Source organism: Aquimarina spongiae, from assembly GCF_900141785.1.
In the GTDB taxonomy this organism is placed as follows: domain Bacteria; phylum Bacteroidota; class Bacteroidia; order Flavobacteriales; family Flavobacteriaceae; genus Aquimarina; species Aquimarina spongiae.
Genome location: NZ_FQYP01000006.1, coordinates 308,403 through 330,709, shown reverse-complemented (window position 1 = coordinate 330,709; position 22,307 = coordinate 308,403). Strand labels below are relative to the sequence as shown.

General features: G+C 35.6%; 22 protein-coding genes. 16 read left to right on the top strand and 6 right to left on the bottom strand.

What is annotated here, in order from left to right; genetic code table 11:
* Positions 1-7: 7 nt before the first annotated feature.
* On the bottom strand, positions 8-739 hold the full coding sequence (locus tag BUE24_RS15260) for a biotin--[acetyl-CoA-carboxylase] ligase (protein ID WP_073317342.1): 732 nt from the start codon (positions 737-739) through the stop codon (positions 8-10).
* Between the two features lie 89 nt (positions 740-828).
* On the opposite strand from BUE24_RS15260, the gene rsfS reads away from it, so the two are divergent.
* The 6 genes from rsfS (at position 829) to BUE24_RS15230 (ending at position 5,699) form a co-directional block, all read left to right on the top strand.
* Entirely contained in the window at positions 829-1,200 is a 372-nt protein-coding gene (gene rsfS, locus BUE24_RS15255) for a ribosome silencing factor (protein WP_073317339.1), read from the top strand.
* A gap of 15 nt (positions 1,201-1,215) precedes the next feature.
* A complete protein-coding gene (ftsH, locus tag BUE24_RS15250; RefSeq protein WP_073317336.1) occupies positions 1,216-3,174 on the top strand; it encodes an ATP-dependent zinc metalloprotease FtsH in 1,959 nt (652 codons plus the stop codon).
* Between the two features lie 114 nt (positions 3,175-3,288).
* Positions 3,289-3,900: an LUD domain-containing protein gene (locus BUE24_RS15245; protein ID WP_073317333.1), complete on the top strand. Its 612-nt coding sequence runs from the start codon at positions 3,289-3,291 to the stop codon at positions 3,898-3,900.
* Between the two features lie 89 nt (positions 3,901-3,989).
* A complete protein-coding gene (locus tag BUE24_RS15240) occupies positions 3,990-4,793 on the top strand; it encodes a phosphatidate cytidylyltransferase (RefSeq protein ID WP_073317331.1) in 804 nt (267 codons plus the stop codon).
* Positions 4,783-5,430, top strand: coding sequence for a phosphatidylserine decarboxylase family protein (locus BUE24_RS15235; protein ID WP_073317328.1), 648 nt, complete (start codon positions 4,783-4,785; stop codon positions 5,428-5,430). Before BUE24_RS15240 ends, BUE24_RS15235 begins: the two co-directional genes overlap by 11 nt.
* 2 nt (positions 5,431-5,432) lie before the next feature.
* Complete coding sequence (locus tag BUE24_RS15230) at positions 5,433-5,699, top strand: acyl-CoA-binding protein (RefSeq protein ID WP_073317325.1); 267 nt, start codon at positions 5,433-5,435, stop codon at positions 5,697-5,699.
* Between the two features lie 57 nt (positions 5,700-5,756).
* On the opposite strand, the gene BUE24_RS15225 is transcribed toward BUE24_RS15230, so the two are convergent.
* Positions 5,757-8,390, bottom strand: coding sequence for a valine--tRNA ligase (locus BUE24_RS15225; protein WP_073317322.1), 2,634 nt, complete (start codon positions 8,388-8,390; stop codon positions 5,757-5,759).
* Positions 8,391-8,623: 233 nt separating this feature from the next.
* Between BUE24_RS15225 and BUE24_RS15220 the strand changes: the two genes are divergently transcribed.
* Positions 8,624-9,019 (top strand): DUF1573 domain-containing protein, encoded by a 396-nt coding sequence (locus tag BUE24_RS15220; RefSeq protein WP_073317319.1) that lies wholly within the window; start codon positions 8,624-8,626, stop codon positions 9,017-9,019.
* A gap of 53 nt (positions 9,020-9,072) precedes the next feature.
* Here BUE24_RS15220 and BUE24_RS15215 read toward each other — a convergent pair whose 3' ends face one another.
* Positions 9,073-10,422 carry an aspartyl protease family protein gene (locus BUE24_RS15215; protein WP_073317317.1) on the bottom strand — a complete coding sequence of 450 codons (1,350 nt, stop codon included), beginning with the start codon at positions 10,420-10,422 and terminating at the stop codon, positions 9,073-9,075.
* A 104-nt stretch (positions 10,423-10,526) separates the two neighbouring features.
* Here BUE24_RS15215 and BUE24_RS15210 point away from each other — a divergent pair, with 104 nt between their 5' ends.
* The 4 genes from BUE24_RS15210 (at position 10,527) to BUE24_RS15195 (ending at position 13,620) form a co-directional block, all read left to right on the top strand.
* The gene (locus tag BUE24_RS15210) at positions 10,527-11,717 is read left to right on the top strand and encodes a pyridoxal phosphate-dependent aminotransferase (protein WP_073317314.1); all 1,191 of its coding nucleotides are present in this window, start codon (positions 10,527-10,529) and stop codon (positions 11,715-11,717) included.
* Positions 11,717-12,730 (top strand): UDP-N-acetylmuramate dehydrogenase, encoded by a 1,014-nt coding sequence (murB, locus tag BUE24_RS15205; protein ID WP_073317311.1) that lies wholly within the window; start codon positions 11,717-11,719, stop codon positions 12,728-12,730. The genes BUE24_RS15210 and murB overlap by 1 nt, the downstream gene beginning before the upstream one ends.
* A gap of 65 nt (positions 12,731-12,795) precedes the next feature.
* Positions 12,796-13,002: a membrane or secreted protein gene (locus BUE24_RS15200; protein WP_073317309.1), complete on the top strand. Its 207-nt coding sequence runs from the start codon at positions 12,796-12,798 to the stop codon at positions 13,000-13,002.
* A 45-nt stretch (positions 13,003-13,047) separates the two neighbouring features.
* Positions 13,048-13,620, top strand: a complete 573-nt coding sequence (locus tag BUE24_RS15195) for an RNA polymerase sigma factor (protein ID WP_244548161.1) — start codon at positions 13,048-13,050, stop codon at positions 13,618-13,620.
* Positions 13,621-13,646: 26 nt separating this feature from the next.
* Here the strand turns inward: BUE24_RS15195 and BUE24_RS15190 are convergent, their stop codons facing one another.
* Together BUE24_RS15190 and BUE24_RS15185 are read right to left on the bottom strand one after the other, a co-directional pair.
* Positions 13,647-13,880 (bottom strand): hypothetical protein, encoded by a 234-nt coding sequence (locus BUE24_RS15190; protein WP_073317304.1) that lies wholly within the window; start codon positions 13,878-13,880, stop codon positions 13,647-13,649.
* A gap of 150 nt (positions 13,881-14,030) precedes the next feature.
* A complete protein-coding gene (locus tag BUE24_RS15185; protein WP_073317301.1) occupies positions 14,031-14,678 on the bottom strand; it encodes a hypothetical protein in 648 nt (215 codons plus the stop codon).
* Positions 14,679-14,947: 269 nt separating this feature from the next.
* On the opposite strand from BUE24_RS15185, the gene lipA reads away from it, so the two are divergent.
* Genes lipA through BUE24_RS15170 form a run of 3 tightly spaced genes read left to right on the top strand, consistent with a single transcriptional unit; the run spans position 14,948 to position 19,105 of the window.
* Positions 14,948-15,820 carry a lipoyl synthase gene (lipA, locus tag BUE24_RS15180; protein WP_073317298.1) on the top strand — a complete coding sequence of 291 codons (873 nt, stop codon included), beginning with the start codon at positions 14,948-14,950 and terminating at the stop codon, positions 15,818-15,820.
* Between the two features lie 27 nt (positions 15,821-15,847).
* Positions 15,848-16,852 carry a type I glyceraldehyde-3-phosphate dehydrogenase gene (gap, locus tag BUE24_RS15175; RefSeq protein ID WP_073317295.1) on the top strand — a complete coding sequence of 335 codons (1,005 nt, stop codon included), beginning with the start codon at positions 15,848-15,850 and terminating at the stop codon, positions 16,850-16,852.
* 30 nt (positions 16,853-16,882) lie between these two features.
* Positions 16,883-19,105 (top strand): response regulator, encoded by a 2,223-nt coding sequence (locus tag BUE24_RS15170; RefSeq protein WP_073317292.1) that lies wholly within the window; start codon positions 16,883-16,885, stop codon positions 19,103-19,105.
* A 93-nt stretch (positions 19,106-19,198) separates the two neighbouring features.
* On the opposite strand, the gene lpxK is transcribed toward BUE24_RS15170, so the two are convergent.
* Complete coding sequence (lpxK, locus tag BUE24_RS15165) at positions 19,199-20,209, bottom strand: tetraacyldisaccharide 4'-kinase (protein ID WP_073317655.1); 1,011 nt, start codon at positions 20,207-20,209, stop codon at positions 19,199-19,201.
* Positions 20,210-20,378: 169 nt separating this feature from the next.
* On the opposite strand from lpxK, the gene BUE24_RS15160 reads away from it, so the two are divergent.
* Both BUE24_RS15160 and BUE24_RS15155 read left to right on the top strand, forming a co-directional pair.
* Positions 20,379-21,473: a Nif3-like dinuclear metal center hexameric protein gene (locus BUE24_RS15160; protein WP_073317290.1), complete on the top strand. Its 1,095-nt coding sequence runs from the start codon at positions 20,379-20,381 to the stop codon at positions 21,471-21,473.
* A 3-nt stretch (positions 21,474-21,476) separates the two neighbouring features.
* Positions 21,477-22,253 (top strand): zinc ribbon domain-containing protein, encoded by a 777-nt coding sequence (locus tag BUE24_RS15155; RefSeq protein WP_073317287.1) that lies wholly within the window; start codon positions 21,477-21,479, stop codon positions 22,251-22,253.
* The last annotated feature ends 54 nt before the right edge of the window (positions 22,254-22,307 follow it).

Below are 22,307 nucleotides of genomic sequence, written 5' to 3'. Positions count from 1 at the left end.
TAAATGGCTAATAGAGCAATCGAATCTCCTTTAAATCAAAAGTAGAAATGATTGCATCTTCTAACATCACTTGCAATTTTCCTTGATTGGTTATTGCCTGTATGATACCCACAAAAGAATCACCCTTTGCATCCACAAATGTAGAGGGTTTGTCTTTTCTGAAGAGCAATGTTTCGTATTCTTCTTTCAACTTTTCAAAATACAAAGGACTCAACAACGAAAAACGATGTTCCAGGGCATTTAAAAACCCATGTAACACTTCTTCTATATCCACTGGTTGTCCCAAAATTTGTCTGATAGATCCTGCTTGAGGCAAATCGATAAACACCGATTGATTGACATTTAAGCCTACACCGATAATAACTCCTTCCAGACTGCCATTTTTAACGATATTTTCGATTAGGATACCACAAATTTTTAATCTATCTGACAGAATGTCGTTTGGCCATTTTATAGATAATTTAGGAATCATCATATTTTGTAGTGCATCATAAACGGCCAAAGAAGTTGCAATCGAAATATAAAACTGATCTTTTAATGCAACCTTCTCTATAGGCATAAACACACTACAGGTAAGGTTTTCGCCAGGATTGCTTTGCCAAACGGTTCCCATTTGCCCTTTACCAGCCAGTTGTTCAAAAGCCAAAACACAAACAGGTTTCTCCAACTTTTTTTCTCGATTTAGGTTGCGAAGAAAAGTATTCGTAGAGTCAATGGCATCAACTTTGATTATATGCATACAAAAAGGTGTAAAAGTTTCATAAATGTCCCATAATACGGACGTATAAACAATAAAAAGTAATAACTTTACACAAATAAAAAAAATGCATGATTAAAAAAGAAATCGGTAACGATCAATTAATTACTCAAATTATAAAAGGTATTGAAGAAGTTAAGGGTAATGACATCAATATTTTGGATCTTAGAGAAATCGAAAATACGGTTTGTAATTATTTTGTAATCTGCAATGGTACTTCTAATACTCAGGTAAACGCAATAGTAAATTCCATCCAAAAAACAGTTAGTAAAGAGCTTAAGGACAAACCTTGGCACGTTGAAGGGAGCGAAAATGCAGAATGGGTTTTAATTGATTATGTAGATGTTGTTGTTCATGTATTTCAAAAGCATATTCGAGAGTTTTACGATATAGAAGGACTTTGGGGAGATGCAAAGACAACCGTTATCGAAACTAATTATTAAAAAGCACACCGTTAAATGGCGAAAGAAAATAAAAAACCAGAACCAAATAAAAAACCAAAATTTAGCGCATATTGGATATACGCTATTATTATTGTTGGTTTTTTAGTATTAAATTTTATGGGTGGTAGCAGTGGCCTTGGATCTGCTCCTAACACCTCTCCTTCAGAATTCCAGGACTTTTTAGAAAAAGGTGAAGTAGAAAAAGTTGTTGTTGTTACTAATCGCAGACAAGCTAAAGTTTTTCTAACTCCCGAAGCTAGAGCTTTGGATAAACACAAAGAAGGAAGAAGCAAATCCATCCTTCCTAAAAGCCCTAGTGATCCCGATTACCAATTTGAATTTGGAGATCTTCAGAATTTTGAAAATAAGATTGCCACGATAAAGAAAGAAAATAACCTGAGCACTACAGTTAGTTATGATACAGAAAGTAGTTTCTGGGGAGAGATTTTCATCACTTTATTACCATTTGCGCTGATCATTGGAGTATGGATTTTTATTATGAGAAGAATGAGTGGAGGCGCTGGTGGAGGTGCTGGCGGGCAAATCTTTAATATTGGAAAATCCAAAGCACGACTTTTTGACCAAAATACAGATGTAAAAGTATCTTTTGAAAACGTTGCTGGTCTTGAAGGGGCCAAAGAAGAAATACAAGAGATTGTAGATTTCCTTAAAAATCCAGAAAAATATACGTCTCTAGGAGGTAAAATCCCTAAAGGTGCCTTATTAGTAGGACCTCCGGGAACAGGTAAAACCCTTTTGGCTAAAGCTGTTGCCGGTGAAGCTAAAGTGCCTTTTTTCTCACTATCAGGATCTGATTTTGTTGAGATGTTTGTAGGAGTTGGAGCTTCAAGGGTAAGAGACTTATTTAAACAAGCTAAAGAAAAATCTCCAGCGATCATTTTTATCGATGAGATTGATGCTATAGGTCGAGCACGTGGTAAGAGTAATTTCTCTGGATCTAACGATGAGAGAGAAAACACATTGAACCAATTACTTACCGAAATGGACGGTTTTGGAACCAATACCAATGTAATTGTTATTGCTGCTACTAACCGTGCAGATGTATTGGATAAAGCATTAATGCGTGCTGGGCGATTCGATCGTCAGATCTATGTGGATCTACCAGACGTAAGAGAACGTAAAGAAATTTTTGAGGTACACCTAAGACCTCTCAAAAAATTAGATAACGAACTTGACACAGATTTCCTTGCTAAGCAAACGCCAGGATTCTCTGGAGCAGATATCGCCAATGTATGTAATGAGGCTGCTTTAATTGCTGCCAGAAAAGGTAATAAAGCAGTAGGGAAACAAGATTTCCTTGATGCTGTAGATAGAATTGTTGGTGGATTAGAAAAGAAAAACAAAATCATTACACCAGGAGAAAAACGTGCTATTGCTTTCCACGAAGCTGGTCATGCAACAGTAAGTTGGATGTTAGAGCACGCTGCACCCTTAGTAAAAGTAACCATCGTTCCTAGAGGACAATCCTTGGGAGCTGCGTGGTATCTTCCTGAAGAACGATTAATCGTTCGCCCAAATCAAATGTTGGACGAAATGTGTGCAGCGTTGGGAGGCCGTGCTGCAGAGCAAGTAATTTTTAATGAAATCTCTACCGGTGCACTAAGCGACCTTGAAAAAGTAACTAAACAAGCCAGAGCTATGGTTACCATTTATGGGCTTAACGATAAAATTGGTAATCTTACTTACTATGATTCGTCTGGACAAAGTGAGTACAGTTTTGCAAAACCATATAGTGAACAAACTAGTGAGTTAATCGACAAAGAGATTTCAAATATTATTGAGACACAATACCAAAGAGCAATTGATTTATTAGAGAAACATAAAGATAAATTAACTGAGCTCGCCGAAGTATTACTAGAAAAAGAAGTGATTTTCAAAGACAATCTTGAGAAGATATTCGGGGAGCGCCCATTTGGTAAAAAAGAAGAAGAAATCATTCCTGAGCCTTCTTAATAAAGATATTTTTACTTGTAAAATGAAAAATCTTAACCGAACAGAATTTTGGTTAAGATTTTTTTTATCTTTGAAGATAGGTTAAAATTGTAATTCCCGAATCATAATCCAAAGATGAGTCTATTTAGAAGATTATTTTCATCAAAATCTAAATCAGACCAAAAGAGTAAGGAGCGTCACATTGATGATCGCAGTAAATACATGCCAGAAATCGACCTACCTGTCGATGAAAGTTTCATGATGAATTTCAAAAGAAACGGTGGTAAGTTTTTATACTGTGACAAAGATGAAGAGGTCCTGGATTCTTTTGACAAGATCCTATTGGAAAATGATTGGTACGAAAAAGATGTTTGCTGTTTTGACATTGGTCTGGAACACAAATTTTCTGGATACAATTTAAATTACGTCAAAAATTCGAATGCTTCTTTCTTTTTCGCTACCTGCGAATATTTAATCGCAGATAGCGGTGCCATATTAGTTTCTTCAAATCAATTACGAGAAAAAAAACTCACTGAACTACCGGATAATTTTGTGATTTTAGCCTCTACAAGTCAATTAGTTAAGAGCATCGGAGAAGGATTAAAAGGAATTAAAGACAAAAACAAAAACGCCATTCCTTCAAACATTACTACCATTAAAGATTTTGAACCACAAAAAGAAAAGGATTTCTTAAGCTATGGAAGTAGTTCAAAAAATTTATATTTGCTCCTGCTGGAAGATTTATGATTCAAAATCAGCCGAATCATTAATTTGGCACTAACCAACATGATCCTTGACGTACACTTCCACATCAACAAAACAACAATTACAAGTAGATGAAAGAACTGCTCACTAGGTCTTTATCAGGTTTTTTATACGTCGTAATCCTACTGGTATGCATATTCGTATCCAAATATACATTCATAGGTGTATTTTTTATTTTCGGTATGATATCCGTATACGAGTTTCAAAAACTAATTAATTTACAAAATAAAAGACTGTACATCCTTTTCATTTTCTTTTTTGCCCTGATGAATTTTTTTCAGCATCAGTTATACCTCATCATTCCTATTTTGGTGCTTACCTTAATTACAGAGTTATTTTTGATCAAAGATCTTCTTACCATCAGGATCATACCGATGTTCGAAAAAAGAAAATATGGGACGAGTATTTTCTATCTCATCACTTCGATTACCTTTTTAACGTTAACTCCTAATTACTCTGGCGACTATCAACCGCTAATCATTGCAGGAGCCTTTTTAATCACATGGACCAACGATAGTTTTGCGTATTTGGTAGGTAAGAATTTTGGAAAACATAAGTTACTTGAGCGCATATCTCCTAAAAAAACAATCGAAGGATTCGTAGGTGGATTTGTTTTTTCCATCCTTGCCGGATACCTTATAGCCACCATATCTCATACACTTACACTTACAATTTGGTTGATTATAAGCATAATTATGAGTATTTTTGGGACATTGGGAGATCTAATACAATCGAAGTTCAAAAGACAAGCTGGAGTAAAAGATAGTGGATCTATAATGCCTGGACATGGTGGTATTTATGATCGATTGGATAGTGTTATTTTTGCAAGCCCATTTCTATATGCATTTTTACAAATTTTGAAATATGTTTCATAAAGAAGGATACAAAATCATCTCGATAACTTTGGTATTATTTATAGGTATCAATGTTGCTTCATATGTAGCCATCCAGAATGACGAATGGCAATTTGCCATATTGGCTTTGAGTCTAGTCCTACTATTTTTAATACTACAGTTTTTTAGAAACCCTAAAAGAAAAACCTCAGTAAGTGACAACACAGTAGTGGCACCGGTAGACGGTAAAGTGGTTGTTATCGAAGAGGTACATGAAAAAGAACACTTTGATGACAAAAGGTTACAGGTTTCTATTTTTATGTCTCCAATAAATGTGCATGTCACCCGCCATCCCATAAATGGAGAAGTAATCTTTAGCAAATATCATCCGGGGAAATATTTGGTTGCCTGGCATCCAAAGGCATCAGAAGAAAATGAAAGAACTACCGTAGTGGTAAAAAATAATCTTGTTGAAGTACTTTACAGGCAAATTGCAGGTGCTTTGGCCAAAAGAATTGTGAACTACGCAAAAGAAGGTGAAAAAGTTACTCAGGGATCGGATAGCGGTTTTATCAAATTTGGATCGAGAGTAGATGTTTATTTACCAATAGGTACCGAACTTAATGTTACTTTAAATCAAAAAGTAAGAGGAGGAGAAAGTGTTATAGCTAATCTTTAGTCATGACCAATGAGGAATTAAATATTGCTTTTGAAAAAGCATATGAGAAGGCTTGCAACACAAAAATGCAATTTCCGCCGGACGTTATGCTTCATTTCTATGCCTATTATAAGCAGGCTACACATGCTGATGGGTTCTACACTCCTTCTGGGAATAGCCAACTCAGGAATGCTTTTAAGTTAAATGCCTTGTTTCAGGTTAAAGACTTAACACCAGAAGAGGCCAAACTAAAGTATATAGAATACGTAAATAAGTATATAAAGGATTAAAAAAAAGCACCTTGAATTTCTTCAAGGTGCTTTTTTTATTATTTATAGCTCTTTTGTTTAGTTTTGCAAACTCTCAAGGCTTGATTTTAGCGTTTGAATTTTTGCTTCAGCATCTGCTTCTTTCTTTCGCTCGTTGGCAATAACTTGCTCTGGCGCATTATTTACAAAACGCTCATTCTGCAATTTTTTCTGTACTGATTTCAAGAAACCTTCGGTGTAAGTCAACTCCTCAGTTAACTTTTTAATTTCTTCTTCTACATTAATAGCTCCGGAAATAGGAATAAAATATTCATTCGATTTTACCCGGAACGAAAGCGCACCATCTACTTTCTCGTCTACATAAGCTAATGTGGATAGATTACCCATTTTAGCAATTACCGAATCAAACTCAGCGCTATTATTTTGGACATTCAACACCATCATCTCGATAGATTCTTTGAACGCTATATTCTTTTCTTTTCGGATGGTGCGTATCCCAGAAATCACCTCCGAAGCCATTTCAAATCCTTGAATCAAGTTCTCATCAACTTCATTCACCTCTGGCCAGCTGGCAATAATCAAAGCCTCATCATCATTTCGTTCTGCAAGCTGTTGCCAAATCTCCTCGGATATAAATGGCACAAAAGGATGTAGTATTTTTAAATTTTCTTCAAGCATTGCAATAACCTCATTATACGTTTTACCATCTATTGGGCTACCATATGCAGGTTTGATCATTTCTAGTAACCAACTACAGAAATCATCCCAAACCAATTTATAGGTTGTCATTAACGCATCACTAATTCTATATTTTGAGTAGCTATCTTCTAGTTCTGACAAGGCTTTCTGAAACCTTGATTTGTACCAATTCACAGCAATAGCAGAAGCTTCAGGCTGTTCAATATTGTGATCAACTTCCCAACCTAAGATTAATCTAGACGCATTGAATATCTTGTTCACAAATGCACTACCCTGCTTACATAAATCTTCATCAAACATCAGATCATTACCAGCAGGAGAGCTCAACAACATCCCTACTCTTATTCCATCTGCACCGTATTTATCGATCAAATCCAAAGGATCCGGAGAATTCCCCAAAGATTTTGACATCTTTCGCCTTTGTTTATCTCTTACAATACCTGTTAGATAGACATTGGTAAATGGTTTCTCTCCTTTGTATTCGTATCCAGCAATAATCATCCTTGCCACCCAAAAGAACAAAATCTCGGGTGCCGTAACCAGGTCTCGAGTCGGATAATAATAATTGATCTCTTCATTCTCTGGTTCCAAAATACCATTAAACACACTCATTGGCCATAACCATGAAGAAAACCAGGTATCCAGGGCATCAGGATCTTGAGTCAAATCCGCGTCGGTAAGTGCAGAGTTATTTGTTTTTTCCTGTGCCAAAGCCAAAGCTTGTTCTCTACTCTCCGCTACTACAAAATCTTCTTTCCCTTTACCATAATAGTAGGCAGGTATTTGATGTCCCCACCACAACTGTCGAGAAATATTCCAATCTCGTACGTTTTCCATCCAATGACGGTAGGTGTTTATGAACTTTTCGGGAACAAGATTTACCTCTTTATTCAAAACCGCATCTAGAGCAGGTTTTGCCAAATCTTCCATTTTTAAGAACCACTGATCACTTAGTTTAGGCTCGATAACTGCCTTTGTACGCTCACTGGTTCCTACCTTATTGAGGTGTGTTTCGATTTTATTCAAAGCACCAATACTCTCCAGCTCTTTTACGATTTCTTTGCGAACTACAAAACGATCTTTGCCTTCATAGTGTAAACCAAGCGCGTTTAAAGTCGCATCATCATTAAAAATATCTAGTACTTCTAACCCATGTCTATCACCAAGCTCCTTATCATTCTGATCATGCGCCGGAGTAACTTTTAGACATCCTGTTCCAAACTCCATATCCACGTAGTCATCCTCAATGATCGGAATTGCACGATCAGCAATAGGAACAATAGCTTTTTTACCTTTAAGGTGCGTAAAACGCTCATCATTAGGATTGATACAAATAGCAGTATCACCTAAGATGGTTTCGGGTCTTGTAGTAGCTATAGTTAAGAAATCATCGCTTCCTTCAATCTTATAATTTAGGTAGTATAGATTCCCTTGCTTTTCTTCATATATCACCTCTTCATCAGAAAGGGTAGTTTTGGCTTCTGGATCCCAATTTACCATACGATATCCACGATAAATCAAGCCTTTGTTGTATAAATCCACAAAAACTTTGATTACCGAAGCTGACAGGTTGTCATCCATGGTAAACGCCGTGCGTTCCCAATCACAAGATGCTCCTAATTTTTTAAGCTGTTCCAAAATGATCCCACCATGCTTATGAGTCCAATCCCATGCATGCTTCAAAAACTCTTCTCGTGTAAGATCGTTCTTGCTAATACCTTCTTCCCTTAATTTTGCTACTACTTTGGCTTCAGTAGCAATAGAGGCATGATCCGTCCCGGGAACCCAGCAGGCGTTGTATCCCTTCAGTCTAGCTCTTCTTATCAGCACATCCTGAATGGTATTATTAAGCATATGCCCCATGTGCAAGACCCCTGTCACATTTGGAGGGGGAATTACTATAGTATACGCCTCTCTTTCATCTACTTCAGAATGAAAATAGTTGTTTTTCATCCAGTAGTTATACCACTTCTCTTCTACCGATTTTGCATCATATTTTGCTGCTAATGCCATACTTTGGTCCGATTTTTGGAAATTTTGAAGTGCAAAAGTAATTATTATAGTACGAAGTATAAAGTGTGATATCAGAAATTATGGCCATTGCTGCGAAAAATTTGTTACCCAAAACGCATAACATGGTAAAAAAAGACAGAATATTATCCTCACTTTAACGTTAGTACTAGGCAACATCAATTTTGATGTTGATTAAAAAGTGATTACTTTTACACGTAACAAAAACCTACATTATGAAAAAAGTGATGATGATTTTATTTATAGGTCTTGTCAGTTTTGCTGTGAAAGCGCAGGATGGTAAAGCCGAAATAGAATTTAAAACTGAAGTTATCGATTATGGTGAGATTGCCAAAGGAAGTGATGGCGTTCGTCAATTTGAATTCAAGAACACTGGAGATGCTCCTTTAGTGATTTCTAGAGTATATTCAAGCTGTGGATGTACCATTCCAAAAAAGCCTGAGGCTCCTATCGGACCGGGAGAAACCGGTGTAATCGAGGTAAAGTACGATACCAAAAGAGTTGGACCAATTCGTAAAACAATTACCGTTACTTCTAACGCAGCAAGTAGCCCTACAATGGCTATAAAAATTAAAGGAACTGTCCTTAGCAAAAGCGTTCTAGAAAATTAAAAGTTTTAATACTTACTATAAAAAAGGATTGTCTGATGACAATCCTTTTTCATTTATATTACTTTTCTAAGATTAAAATCAAAACGCATCTCAACGCCTAATCGATTTATCTTAAGCCTTATTTTCTTTCCTTCTTCCAGATAAAACAAATCATTAAGTTCTGACAATTTATAGGTATAGGCTTTTCGCCCATTAATTTCGATCAAAATATCTCCTTTTTTAAGCCCTGCTTCCTCTGCGGGAGAACCTGGTCGAACATCCGAAATTTCGTATTTAGGTTTTAGCACAAAATCATTGGTAAACTGTACCGTTTTTTGATTAATAATTTTATTCAATCCTATATAAAATCGGTCTTTTTCGTTATAATCTTTTGCAAATGCAAAACCAACATGCTGGATCGTTAATCCACTCATATTATAGTGAAAAGGTTTTTCGAAATAATTATTTTTCCTAAGTGATATTCTTTTATTTGGATAATCCATGATCACATTAAATCTTCGCAATACTCCACCTCCCAGGGAACCTTGCCTATTATTCACCGAAATTCCTTTGATGTATACAGAATCTGGAAATGAAGTAGTAACATCTTTAAGCATAAAATCACCAATATGCAATTCATCAATTTTGGTGCGCTCACCATAGATATCTCCGTTAAAACCTTTACCCAAAAAATCTCTGAATGAATTTTCTGAAACTTCTATCCCCTTTTCTTTATTTTCAAACAACCAAAGAGAAGACCCAGAGCCTGAATCCAATAACAAATTCACATCTATCAATCCCTTCTTAGATTTGTATTTTGCGGTCAAGAAAGGTCTTTTATGCTGATCTTGGAACCCTAAATCTGTTCGATAGCACTTTTTACATTTTTTGTACTTATAGGTACTTGGTCTATTAATTTTTATATAGTTATTAGAATAATTAATATCCATAATAAAGTCTCTAAAAAAATCATACCCTATGATTCCATGAATAGGAAACCCCATTCTTGGAGAGAAATTAATCGACTCGTCCAAAACCAAATAAATTGTATGTGATGCACTAAGCGCTTTACCTATTCTCACTTCATTACTAACAGATTTAATAGCTTCTACAGGAGCTTCATCTCCTAACCCTCTAAGATATATTTTCGTGGCATTTTTAAGTTCTAAAGAGTTTTTGTTGTCCACGCTAAAGATAATTGTAGACCCTACACCAGTGTCCAAAATAAAAGAAAGCTCTACTCCATTGACATACACAGGAATAATCATTAAGTTATTGGCAAATTCGAATTTTATTTTGTCACTAGACGATCCGGCCGGTAAACTGAAGTGAGATTGAGAAAACGCTACAACATTAAAAAACAGAAGGAAAACAAGGGTCTTGCTTTTAAGAAAATGATAAAATTTCTGTGATAAAATCTTCATTCCTCTAAATATAGAAAAATAGTTGAAAAATAGTCGTTAATATGTATTTAATTCTTAAATAATTTAAGAAATTTACCGCTATTTTATTTTTAAAATCAGATCAGATGCCTATTGTATCTCAAAAAGGTAAAGCAATGCCAGAATCACCAATTCGAAAATTGGTACCTTTTGCAGAGAAAGCTGCAAAGGAAGGCAAGCGCATTTATCACCTTAACATTGGTCAGCCGGATATTAAGACGCCTATTGAAGCTATGGAAGCGGTAAAAAACCATTCGTTGGATGTACTAGCCTATAGTCATTCTGCGGGTTTTGAAAGTTTTCGAAAAAAATTGGCAGGGTATTATGCCAAACATGATATCACAATAACTTCTGATGATATTTTAGTGACTACTGGAGGTAGTGAGGCTTTGATTTTTACTATGGGTAGCATTACTGATCCAGGGGATGAAATCATAGTACCAGAACCTTTCTACGCTAATTACTATAGTTTTTCTACGCAATCTACAGTTACCGTAGTTCCTGTGATATCAAAACTCGAAACGGGATTTGCACTACCCGCAATCGAAGAGTTTGAAAAGCTGATTACAAAAAAGACCAAAGCCATATTGATCTGTAACCCTGGTAATCCTACAGGATATCTATACAGTAAACACGAAATACAACAATTGGCCAAGCTAGCGATCAAGTATGATTTGTTTTTGATTTCGGACGAGGTATATCGCGAATTCGTATACGACGATATCGAACACTATTCGGTGCTACAGGAAAAAGAGCTGGATGAACATGCTATTGTAGTAGATTCTGTATCCAAAAGATACAGCATGTGCGGCGCACGAATTGGATGTATCGTTAGCAAAAACAAAAGTGTTATGGAAACGGCTATGAAATTTGCTCAGGCTAGGTTAAGCCCTCCTACTTTTGCACAAATTGCCAGTGAAGCCGCTCTCGAAGCCCCAGAATCTTATTATCAGGAAACCGTTTCGAAATATAAAAATCGTAGGGATACTTTGGTTGCAGGCCTAAGAGAAATTCCTGGGGTAAAAGTAGCCGAACCTATGGGCGCTTTTTATTGTATTGCCGAATTACCTATCGATAATGCAGATCATTTTGCACAATGGTTACTCGATAAATTTGAATTGAACAAAGAAACCGTTATGTTAGCGCCAGCATCTGGTTTTTACTCCAGCCCAAATGAGGGATTAAATCAGGTAAGAATAGCTTATGTACTTAATCGAAGAGATTTAAAAAAAGCCATTGAAATATTAAGAGTAGCCTTGGAAAAATACAACAGTTAATGAAAATTGAGCAGCGCAAATCCTTAAAAAAATACAACACTTTTGGCATTGAGGTGTTTGCCCGTGAATATATTGAAATCAGTTCTGAATCCATTCTTAAAGAAGCACTTCAAGTTTATAAAGACAAAACGCTTTTTATACTTAGCGGGGGTAGCAATATGCTACTTACCAAAGATATCGAAGCTACTATTTTACATCTTACTCTGAAAGGAATTGAAACTGAAGAATTATCGGATGAATATGTATGCGTAACCGCTAATGCAGGTGAAAACTGGCATGAGTTTGTTCAATATTGTATACAACAAGGATACAGTGGATTGGAAAACCTATCGCTTATCCCTGGCAACGTAGGCAGTGCTCCCATTCAAAACATAGGAGCTTATGGTGTTGAATTAAAAGACACTATGATCAACTGCGAGGCATTTGAAATAGCAACTGGAGAGAAATATACGTTCTCTAATGAAGATTGTAAATTTGGATACCGAGACTCTATTTTTAAAAATGTGGTCAAAGGCAAGTACGTTATTTCAAAGGTCTCTTTCAGACTACGTAAAAAGAATCATGTCTTAAACACTAGCTATGGAGCAATAGAAGCTGCACTTTCTGCTCAAAACATTCAGGACCCGACCATCAAAGATGTTGCTGATGCCGTTATCCAGATACGAAAAAGTAAACTCCCAGACCCATCAGAGATCGGTAATAGTGGTAGTTTCTTCAAAAACCCTGTAGTCTCCAAAAGTCAATACCTCAACTTATTGGATAGGTTTCCGGAAATTCCATCATATACCATAGATGAGGACCATATAAAGATACCTGCAGGATGGTTAATTGAACAAGCTGGTTTTAAAGGTAAAAGATGGGGTGATGCGGGAGTACACAATAAACAAGCTTTGGTTTTGGTGAATTATGGCAATGCTACAGGACAAGAAATTCTAAATGTTTCTCGTGAGATACAAAAGGAAATTACAGAGAAGTTTAACATTAACCTGGAGACCGAAGTTAATATCATTTAACATTTTCTGTATTACCACACTTTCTTTGTATCTTTGCCTCCTATTTAAGTACATTTTTAATTGTTATGAAACTTCTATTACTTACCGTAGGTTTACTTCTTTTGGCTTTTGCAGGGATTGCCATAAAATTATGGGCAAAAAAGGATGGTAAATTTGCTGGAACCTGTGCTAGTCAAAGCCCTTTTCTTAATAAAGAAGGAGAATCTTGTTCGCTTTGTGGTAAAACTCCGGATCAATACTCTAGTTGTAACGAAACTGAGCATGCCAAATAAATAAGTTAGGCTTAGGCAGCAACTATTCTATTCAAAGATAAATCGTTGAAAAAAGAAGACTCTATTTCATTACAAGAGCATATCGAAAATGCTAAAGAAGGTAAGCAAATGTCATTTAATTATTTGCTAGATACTTTTTGGAATGACGTATATAATTTTCAACTGAAAAGAACTCAAAACGAATATGATGCAGAAGACATTACCATTCAGAGTTTTTCAAGAGCTTTTGATAAAATAGGCACTTTTAAAGAAGAATACACCTTTAAAACCTGGTTGATACAGATCTCTAAAAATATTCATATTGATTTATTGAGAAAGAAGAATGCTTCTATACAATCCCAAACCACAACTCAGGTAGATGATAGAGTATATAAAATAATCGATGACACCCCTACACCAGAGGATAAATTAATTACCGAACAAAACCTGGCACAGTTGTTACTATACATAAAACAACTAAAACCAAATTACCAGCAGGTAATTAATCTCAGGTATTTTCAGGAATTAAGTTATAAAGAAATCGCCGAGTCTCTAGATGAGCCTATTAATAATGTAAAAGTAAAATTATTGAGAGCCAAAAAATTATTATCCGAGATTATTACTAATCCCAACACTTAATTTTTGGTATAAAGGTGTTATGCTAATTACCTTAAATTAAAAGTAGTAAACCTTTTAATGACAACGAATAGTGGATCTATCCATTTGTCGTTAATCTTTTTATCGTATTTCACAAATTTTTGCACTAAGCCTTTTGGTGCCGAAATCTCTTTTTCTATCGCAGTAATATTGATATATCTGTGGTTATTTAACAACCATTTTTCTACACGCTTACGATCGTTTTGTCTTTTTTTAGGACTGACTAATTCCTCTTGCATCATTTTTCCTCGTTTTGCTTTGATAACTTTTAAATCCGAAAAAAATTTTATGTTAACTTAATTTTAACCTCATGTTAAAATAATTTTATGAATTATAAATAAAAAAACCGGTATAGCAATTCTACACCGGCTTTTCGTCTTGTTTGATAAAAACTACCTTTCGAATCCTTTTTCAACAGATAAAATTACATTAAAGGTTTCATTTTCAGGATTCACCAACACCGGATACTTCCCAGCCTTAACGGTATTCCCGTACAACCCTAATGATCTGCTTGTTTCTGCATCTAGTTTAAGATCGTTTTCTAGATAAAAAACACCAGATTCTTTGTCTCGAATTTCCATAAGCTCATTTTGCTCATAAAACTGTAATCCTGCAATTTGTTCATTGAGCGCAAATGGAGCAGACCCAATTCTTGGATCAATTTCTAGCTCCAATTTATCACGAATGGATTCAAATTCTCTTGGGTCAATTTTTTCATAAATGTCCCAAGGGTCAAAAATTTCTATCCAACATGGAATTAACCAACATGGATCAAAAATAATCTCTGGGAAACAAAATCTTTGGATACTACAAATTCCCGGTAAGTTTTTGTTACAATAAAACCCGAAAGGACTTGCAACCCATCGACCATATTCAATAAAATATACGCAGTATCGCCCGCCATATTTACCTTCTACAGCCTCTTCAACTACGACTTGGCTATCGGTAATCGAATTTTGTGGTTCGTAATCTGTTTCTTTCTCGCATGCTCCTGATAGCAAAAGCATTACGCCCATGATCATTACTGTTAGTTTTTTCATAATTAATGGTTTTAAGAGTTCTCCTACTCTATTTAGGTTTTTCGGACACCACCTTTGTTAAAAAATTTAAAACAAATGTAACAACATGACTAACAGTATATTAGGATCATACAACTGAATCTAAACAGGAAAAAACCTGATCAAAAATGGGACTAAAACCTTTGGATAAAAACCAGAAATAGGATAGACTCTTATAGAAAACATAACTTTTATAAGAACTACATACTAATCAAACCTTTCTTCGTATTTTTGCTAAAAATATTGCTTGTATGAACAATGACGTAAGTAGCGTAGCTCCTCCAAAGACAAAACCAAAGTGGTTACGAGTAAAACTCCCAACCGGGAAAAAATATACCGAACTACGAGGACTTGTAGATAAATACAACTTACACACTATCTGTACTTCTGGTAGTTGTCCTAATATGGGAGAATGCTGGAGTGAGGGAACAGCTACCTTCATGATCCTAGGTAATATCTGTACCCGTTCCTGTGGTTTTTGCGGGGTAAAAACCGGTAGACCAGAAACTGTAGATTGGGAAGAACCCGAAAAAGTCGCGCGTTCTATCAAAATAATGAACATCAAACATGCTGTAGTTACCTCAGTGGATCGAGACGACTTGGCAGATGGAGGTTCCATCATCTGGGCAGAAACCATTCAGGCTATACGCCGAATGAACCCAGAAACTACGCTAGAAACCTTAATTCCAGATTTTCAAGGAAAAACCAAAAACATTGACCGTATAATAGCAGTAAAACCAGAAGTGGTCTCACACAACATGGAAACGGTAAAACGACTTACCCGAGAAGTGCGAATTCAGGCAAAGTATGAACAAAGTCTTCAGGTTTTAAAATACCTTAAGGACAATGGTATTAATCGTACCAAAAGTGGAATTATGCTTGGATTGGGCGAAACCGAAGAAGAAGTAATACAAACCCTTAAGGATCTTAGGGCAGTGAACTTGGATATCGTGACTATTGGCCAATACCTTCAACCCAGTAAAAAACACCTACCTGTCAAAGAGTTCATTACACCAGATCAATTTCAGAAATACGAAAAAATAGGTTTAGAAATGGGGTTCAGACATGTTGAGAGTGGGGCATTGGTGAGATCTTCATACAAAGCACAAAAACATTTGACCTAAAATAAAAAAAGCATCAGTTAGGAAGTAATGAATACCCCTATTAGAATTGCCATCAACGGTTTTGGAAGAATTGGACGAAGTCTTTTTAGATTACTTATCGATCATTCTGAAATTGAAGTTGTAGCCATAAACGATCTTGCAGATGCAAGAACTCTTAGTCATTTACTCAAGTATGATAGTATCCATGGCGTTTTACCATTAGAGGTAACTTACGATGAGGACCATATCATTATTAACGAAAAAAAGATTCCTCTTCTTAACCAAAAGGATCCAGAACATTGTGATTGGAGTTCTTATGAAGTGGATATTGTTGTAGAAGCTACCGGAAAATTTAAGACCAGAGCATTATTAGAAAAACACCTGAATGCTGGAGCCAAAAGAGTAATCCTCTCTGTACCACCTCAGGACGACCAGATTAAAACTGTGGTTTTGGGAGTAAACGATGATATTTTGGATGGATCAGAAACTATCATATCCAACGCTTCATGTACTACAAACAATGCAGCGCATATGATTAAGGTGGTTAATGATCTTTGCGGAATCGAACAGGCTTATATTACCACGGTGCATAGTTACACCACAGATCAAAGTTTACATGACCAACCTCATCGTGACTTGAGAAGAGCAAGGGCTGCTGGGCAATCTATTGTTCCCACCACTACAGGAGCTGCCAAGGCACTGACCAAAATTTTTCCTGAGCTAAGTTCGGTCATAGGAGGTTGCGGAATAAGAGTACCTGTACCCGATGGATCTTTGACCGATGTTACTTTTAACGTAAAAAAAGAGACTACTATAGAAGAGATAAATAATGCCTTTAAGCAAGCGGCAGAAAACAATCTAAGCGGAATATTAGCCTATACTGAAGATCCAATTGTTTCTATCGATATTATTGGAAATCCGCACTCCTGTGTTTTTGATTCCTTGATGACATCTGTTATCGGAAAAATGGTAAAAATTATCGGATGGTATGACAATGAGATAGGCTATAGTCATAGAATAATAGATTTAATTATTAACATTTGTAAGAAATAACTATATTAGTTGACATATTTCAAAGGAAAAATGCCAACCCAAATCAGATTTTTTATATTCAAATTTTTATGTATCTGTTGTTTTTATGCGTCTGCTCAAATTCCAGAAATTGCAAAAAACAATCAGGTCAAGGATTCTATTGAAAGTTATTTAGTAAGAGCTTCAAATTCGATTGATCAAGCTCAACTAGAACTTGCCCTTTCCAACATTATTCAAGCAAAAGAAATTGCTTTACAAAATCAGGATCGTATCTATACCTCTAAAACGAATATGGTCTTGGCCAAGTTGTACAGAGAACTCGGTGATTTAAATCAAGCTGAAGATCAGATCCTGGATGCTATAAAAATTCAGGAAGAGGAAGAGAATGAGGAGATGTTGGCACATTCCTATATGATTTATGGAGCAATTGCCACAAAACTTGAAAAGTATGAAGTTGCTGAAGAAGCTTTAAACTCTGCTCTTACGCTAACGCAAGAAAATGATATTTCAGGGTATCAAGGTCCTATCAAAACCAACCTTGGTATATTGGCATTGGCTCAAAAAAAACCAGAACTGGCCATCCAACATTTCAATAGTGGGCTCCCCATGATTGATTCGTTTGACATGCATTATTTTAAGGCTAAACTTTATGTAAATAAAGCAAAAGCTCAATTGATGCTGGATATGCCGGATGAGGCTCAACAAACCAATGAACTTGCCCTTCAAATCGGTAAAGAAAAAAAATATCCCGAAATTCGATCAGAGTGCTACAAGTTATACAGTAGGATTTTTGAAAAGCAACAAAACTTTCTTACCTCTCTTGATCATTTAAAAACCCATCAGAAAATAAAAGATTCTCTATTTAATATCAATAAAGAGATTATTGCTCAGGAAGCAGGAGCTAAATTGAATTTGAACGAAAACAATGTATTGATCGAAGAGTTGACAGAAGAAAATATTCAACAACAAAAATCTTTAAAGTTAGGTAGACTTACTACCATTTTGAGTATCGCACTCATTACTATACTCTCTTTACTTACACTTTCTTTGTATAAAAACAATAATTTGCGAGCCAAAGCCAACGAACTGCTTCAAAACAAAAACACAGAACTCATCTTGGCAAAAGAAAATGCAGAAAGAGCAAGTGAAGCAAAAGTACAGTTCTTGTCGACCATTACTCACGAATTACGTACACCTTTGTATGCGGTAACGGGACTAACCCATTTACTACTAGAAGAAAGCCCAACACCTAATCAAAAAGAACATCTAAATTCCCTTAAGTTCTCGGGAGAATACCTTTTATCTCTTATCAACAACATTTTAGATCTAAACAAATTAGAAGCCAACAAAGTAGAAATCGAAAATACTTCTTTCAATCTCAAGAAAAGAATTAACGATGTACTTATCGCTTTGGGTAAATCTGCAAAAGACAGAAATAACAAACTACACTACGAATTCGATGACAATGTACCTGCTAAACTAAAAGGAGACCCATTAAAGGTTTCTCAGGTCTTGATTAATTTAATCGGAAATTCTATAAAATTCACGCAAAACGGCGATATCTGGATAAGAGTTAAGCTAATTAGCATGATTGAAAACAAAGTTTTCCTCAACTTTAGTATTGAGGATAATGGTGTGGGAATTTCTGAAAAGAAACAACAAAGCATATTCGAAAACTTCACCCAAGGTTCGGTTCAAATCAATAGAAAATTTGGAGGTACCGGATTAGGACTTTCTATTGTAAAGAATCTTCTTAATCTAATGGATAGCGAGATTAAATTAGAAAGTGAACTCGGCAAAGGCTCTAAGTTTCTTTTTGATTTAAAATTTGAGGTCGTGGAAGACAAAAGCACGAATTACTCTGAAGAAGCTAAGAAAATCGATTATAAAGTAATGATCGATAAAAACATTCTGATTGTAGAAGACAATAAGATCAATCAGCTGATTACAAGAAAAATTCTTGAAAAGAACAAGATCATTTGCGACGTAGCCGACAATGGAGATATTGCAGTACACAAAGTAAAAGAAAATACTTATGATCTTATTCTCATGGATATCCACATGCCTGGAATTAGTGGTATAGAAGCCACTAGGCAAATTAGAGAATTTAATACCGAAATTCCGATTATCGCCCTAACTGCAGTAACACTAGATGATAATCTCGATGAATTTTATGATAATGGGTTCAATGATATCATTCCAAAACCCTATAAAACTGAGGAATTTTTCACGAAATTACATAAGGCACTAAAAGAAAAGCAAACCACCACATAATAAATGGCATAAGAATTGATAAGTACTAATTAAGCTTAGTAAAATAAGCTTTTGAATTAGCCTAGATAAAATTAGAATGAGGTCTTTTTGACCTCATTTTTTTATGCATTCCAATATCTTTTGATCAAACAATTCTTGCGCTACAATAAAACTCACTGAGATGGGCTGGTACCATAACTCGGTGGTATCATCAAGCTGCTTGGATAAACGTACATAGTCTTTCTCTGTGGTAATAATACGCTCACATCTTTTTAATTTTTCCAGATCCTTATCAGTAAAATTATGATGATCTGGAAAATTTAAGTGCTCAAACTTTAGTCCCAATTCGTGGTAATAATTAACTAACGGCCCAGGGTTAGCAATTCCTGTTACCAATGTAAAAGGTAATTGTTGAAATTTTTCTATCGATTGCACTCCTTGCGTACCCACTAGTGTATTTTCATAAGCTATAGAAGTGAAAAATAAGGATTGATTGGGCAAAACATTGAGTTTCTCCTTTATCCTTTCCCTCTCCTGCGCTGTTATTGAAGATGGGCATTTGGTTACCACAATAATGTTTGCTCGTTGGGCACCACTACGTGGCTCTCTCAGGTTTCCAGTTGGCAAAACTATGTCTTTGCTATATAAATCATAGTAAGGAGTCAGCAAAATATAAAATCCAGCTTTCACCTTTCGGTGTTGATACGCATCATCAAGAATTAGCAATTCGGGTTGTGGGTCTTGAGATCGCAATTGAAGGATTCCATTTCGTCGATCAGCATCTACTCCTACCAAAACATCTTCAAACTTAGTTTTAAATTGCAGCGGCTCATCCCCAACATCTATAGCTTCAGAAGACGTTTTCACGATTTGAAATCCCTTTGTTTTTCTCTTATATCCTCTACTTAAAGTCGCAATGCTAGTATGATCTTTTAACAATCGAATCAAATACTCCACCATCGGACTTTTTCCTGTCCCTCCAACACTTAGATTCCCCACGACAATAACCGGGAACTCATAGCTGGTAGATTTTTTTATACCAAGATCATACATTTTATTTCTAAACCATGTAATCAAGTAGTAAATAGGAACTATGGGCAAAAGTAATTTTCGAAGCACATTCATACGCACAAAAGTATAAAACGAAACGAGCCATAACAAAAATTTTGACACACATCTAGATGATTATTTGGAGAGTTCCATATGACTTCTAAAACAATATTATAAACAGATGAAACTTTGATTATTGCTAAAAGTTTTTTTACATTCCATTTTTTAATAAAAACAATTCATAATGTTAATTAAAGAGGTCATTCAACATTTAGAAGCTTTGGCACCAACATCTTATGCAGAGGATTTTGATAATGTTGGATTATTGGTAGGAACACCAGATACAAAGGTTACGGGTATTTTAGTGACTCTTGACACATTAGAAGTTATAATTGACGAAGCTATTGAGAACAACTGTAATTTGATTGTTAGCTTCCACCCTATTGTCTTTAAAGGAATTAAAAAGTTCAATGGTAACACTTATGTTGATCGTGTAGTGACCAAAGCGATCAAACACGATATAGCCATATTTGCAATTCACACTGCTTTGGACAACGCCATACACGGAGTAAACGACATGATCTGTGAACAGTTAGGATTAATCAACCGACAAATATTAATTCCACAGCAAAAAACCATTAAGAAGTTAGTTACTTACGCTCCTGTGGCCGAAGCCGATCAATTGAAGTCTAAACTATTTGAAGCTGGTGCAGGAACTATTGGCAAGTATTCCAATTGTAGTTTCTCCAGTGAAGGCTTGGGAACATTTAAAGCTTCTGAAACCGCAAATCCTTCTATCGGAGAAATTGGAAAAACACACACTGAAAAAGAAAGTCAAATTGAGGTTACCTTTCCAAAACATTTGGAAAGCACCATTTTGAAAACTCTTTTTAATAATCATTCTTACGAAGAGGTAGCCTATGAAGTAACCACCCTTGAAAATACCAATCAAAATATAGGGATGGGAATGATTGGCGAACTTCCCGATACCATGGATGAATTAGATTTCTTGAAGCATATCAAGAAAACCTTTAAGAGTGGATGTGTGAGACACTCTCAATTATTAGGAAAACCCATTAAAAAAGTAGCTGTACTAGGAGGAAGCGGTAGCTTTGCTATAAAAAATGCGCAAAAAGCAGGTGCTGATATTTTTATTACGGCAGATCTTAAATATCACCAATTTTACGAGGCCGAAAAAAAGCTAATATTAGCCGATATTGGGCATTATGAAAGCGAACAGTACACAAAAAATCTAATTGTTAGCTATCTTAGAAAAAAAATCAGTAATTTTGCAATCATTTTATCGGATAAAAACACCAATCCAATTCAATACCTGTAAAATATGGCAAAGAAAGAAGTTACTGTTGAGCAAAAATTAAGAGCATTATATGACTTGCAATTAATTGACTCTAGAGTTGATGAGATCAGAAACGTACGCGGAGAGCTACCTTTAGAAGTTGAAGATCTTGAAGATGAAGTAGCCGGATTAAATAAAAGATTAGAAAAGCTTACTACCGATCTGGAAACTATCGATGATAGTATCAAGAACAAGAAAAATTTGATCGAAGAAGCTAAAGCTTTGATTAAAAAATACGGAGAGCAACAAAAAAATGTTCGAAACAACCGCGAATATAACTCACTAAGCAAGGAAATTGAATTTCAAGAGTTAGAAATTCAATTAGCAGAAAAGCACATCAAAGAGCACAAAGCGCAAATCGTTCAGAAAAACGAAATCATCACACAAACCAAAGACAAACTTGGTGAACGTAATGAGCACTTATCTCACAAAAAAGGTGAGCTTGATGCCATCCTAGCTGAAACCGAGAAAGAAGAGCAAGCGTTGATCGCAAAATCTGAAGATTTCCAGAAAGAAATCGAAGATCGCTTGATCGTTGCTTACAAAAGAATCAGAAGTAACGTAAAAAATGGATTAGCAGTAGTTCCTATCGAACGTGGAGCTTCTGGAGGTTCTTTCTTTACTATTCCTCCCCAAGTTCAAATGGAGATTGCTTCTCGCAAAAAAATCATCACTGACGAGCACAGTGGTCGAATTTTGGTAGATCAAGAGCTTGCCAAAGAAGAAAAGGAAAAAATGGAAGCACTTTTCTCTAAGCTATAAAGAAATTATTTTAAAAATATAAGTAAGCCTCAGTTATCTGAGGCTTTTTTGATA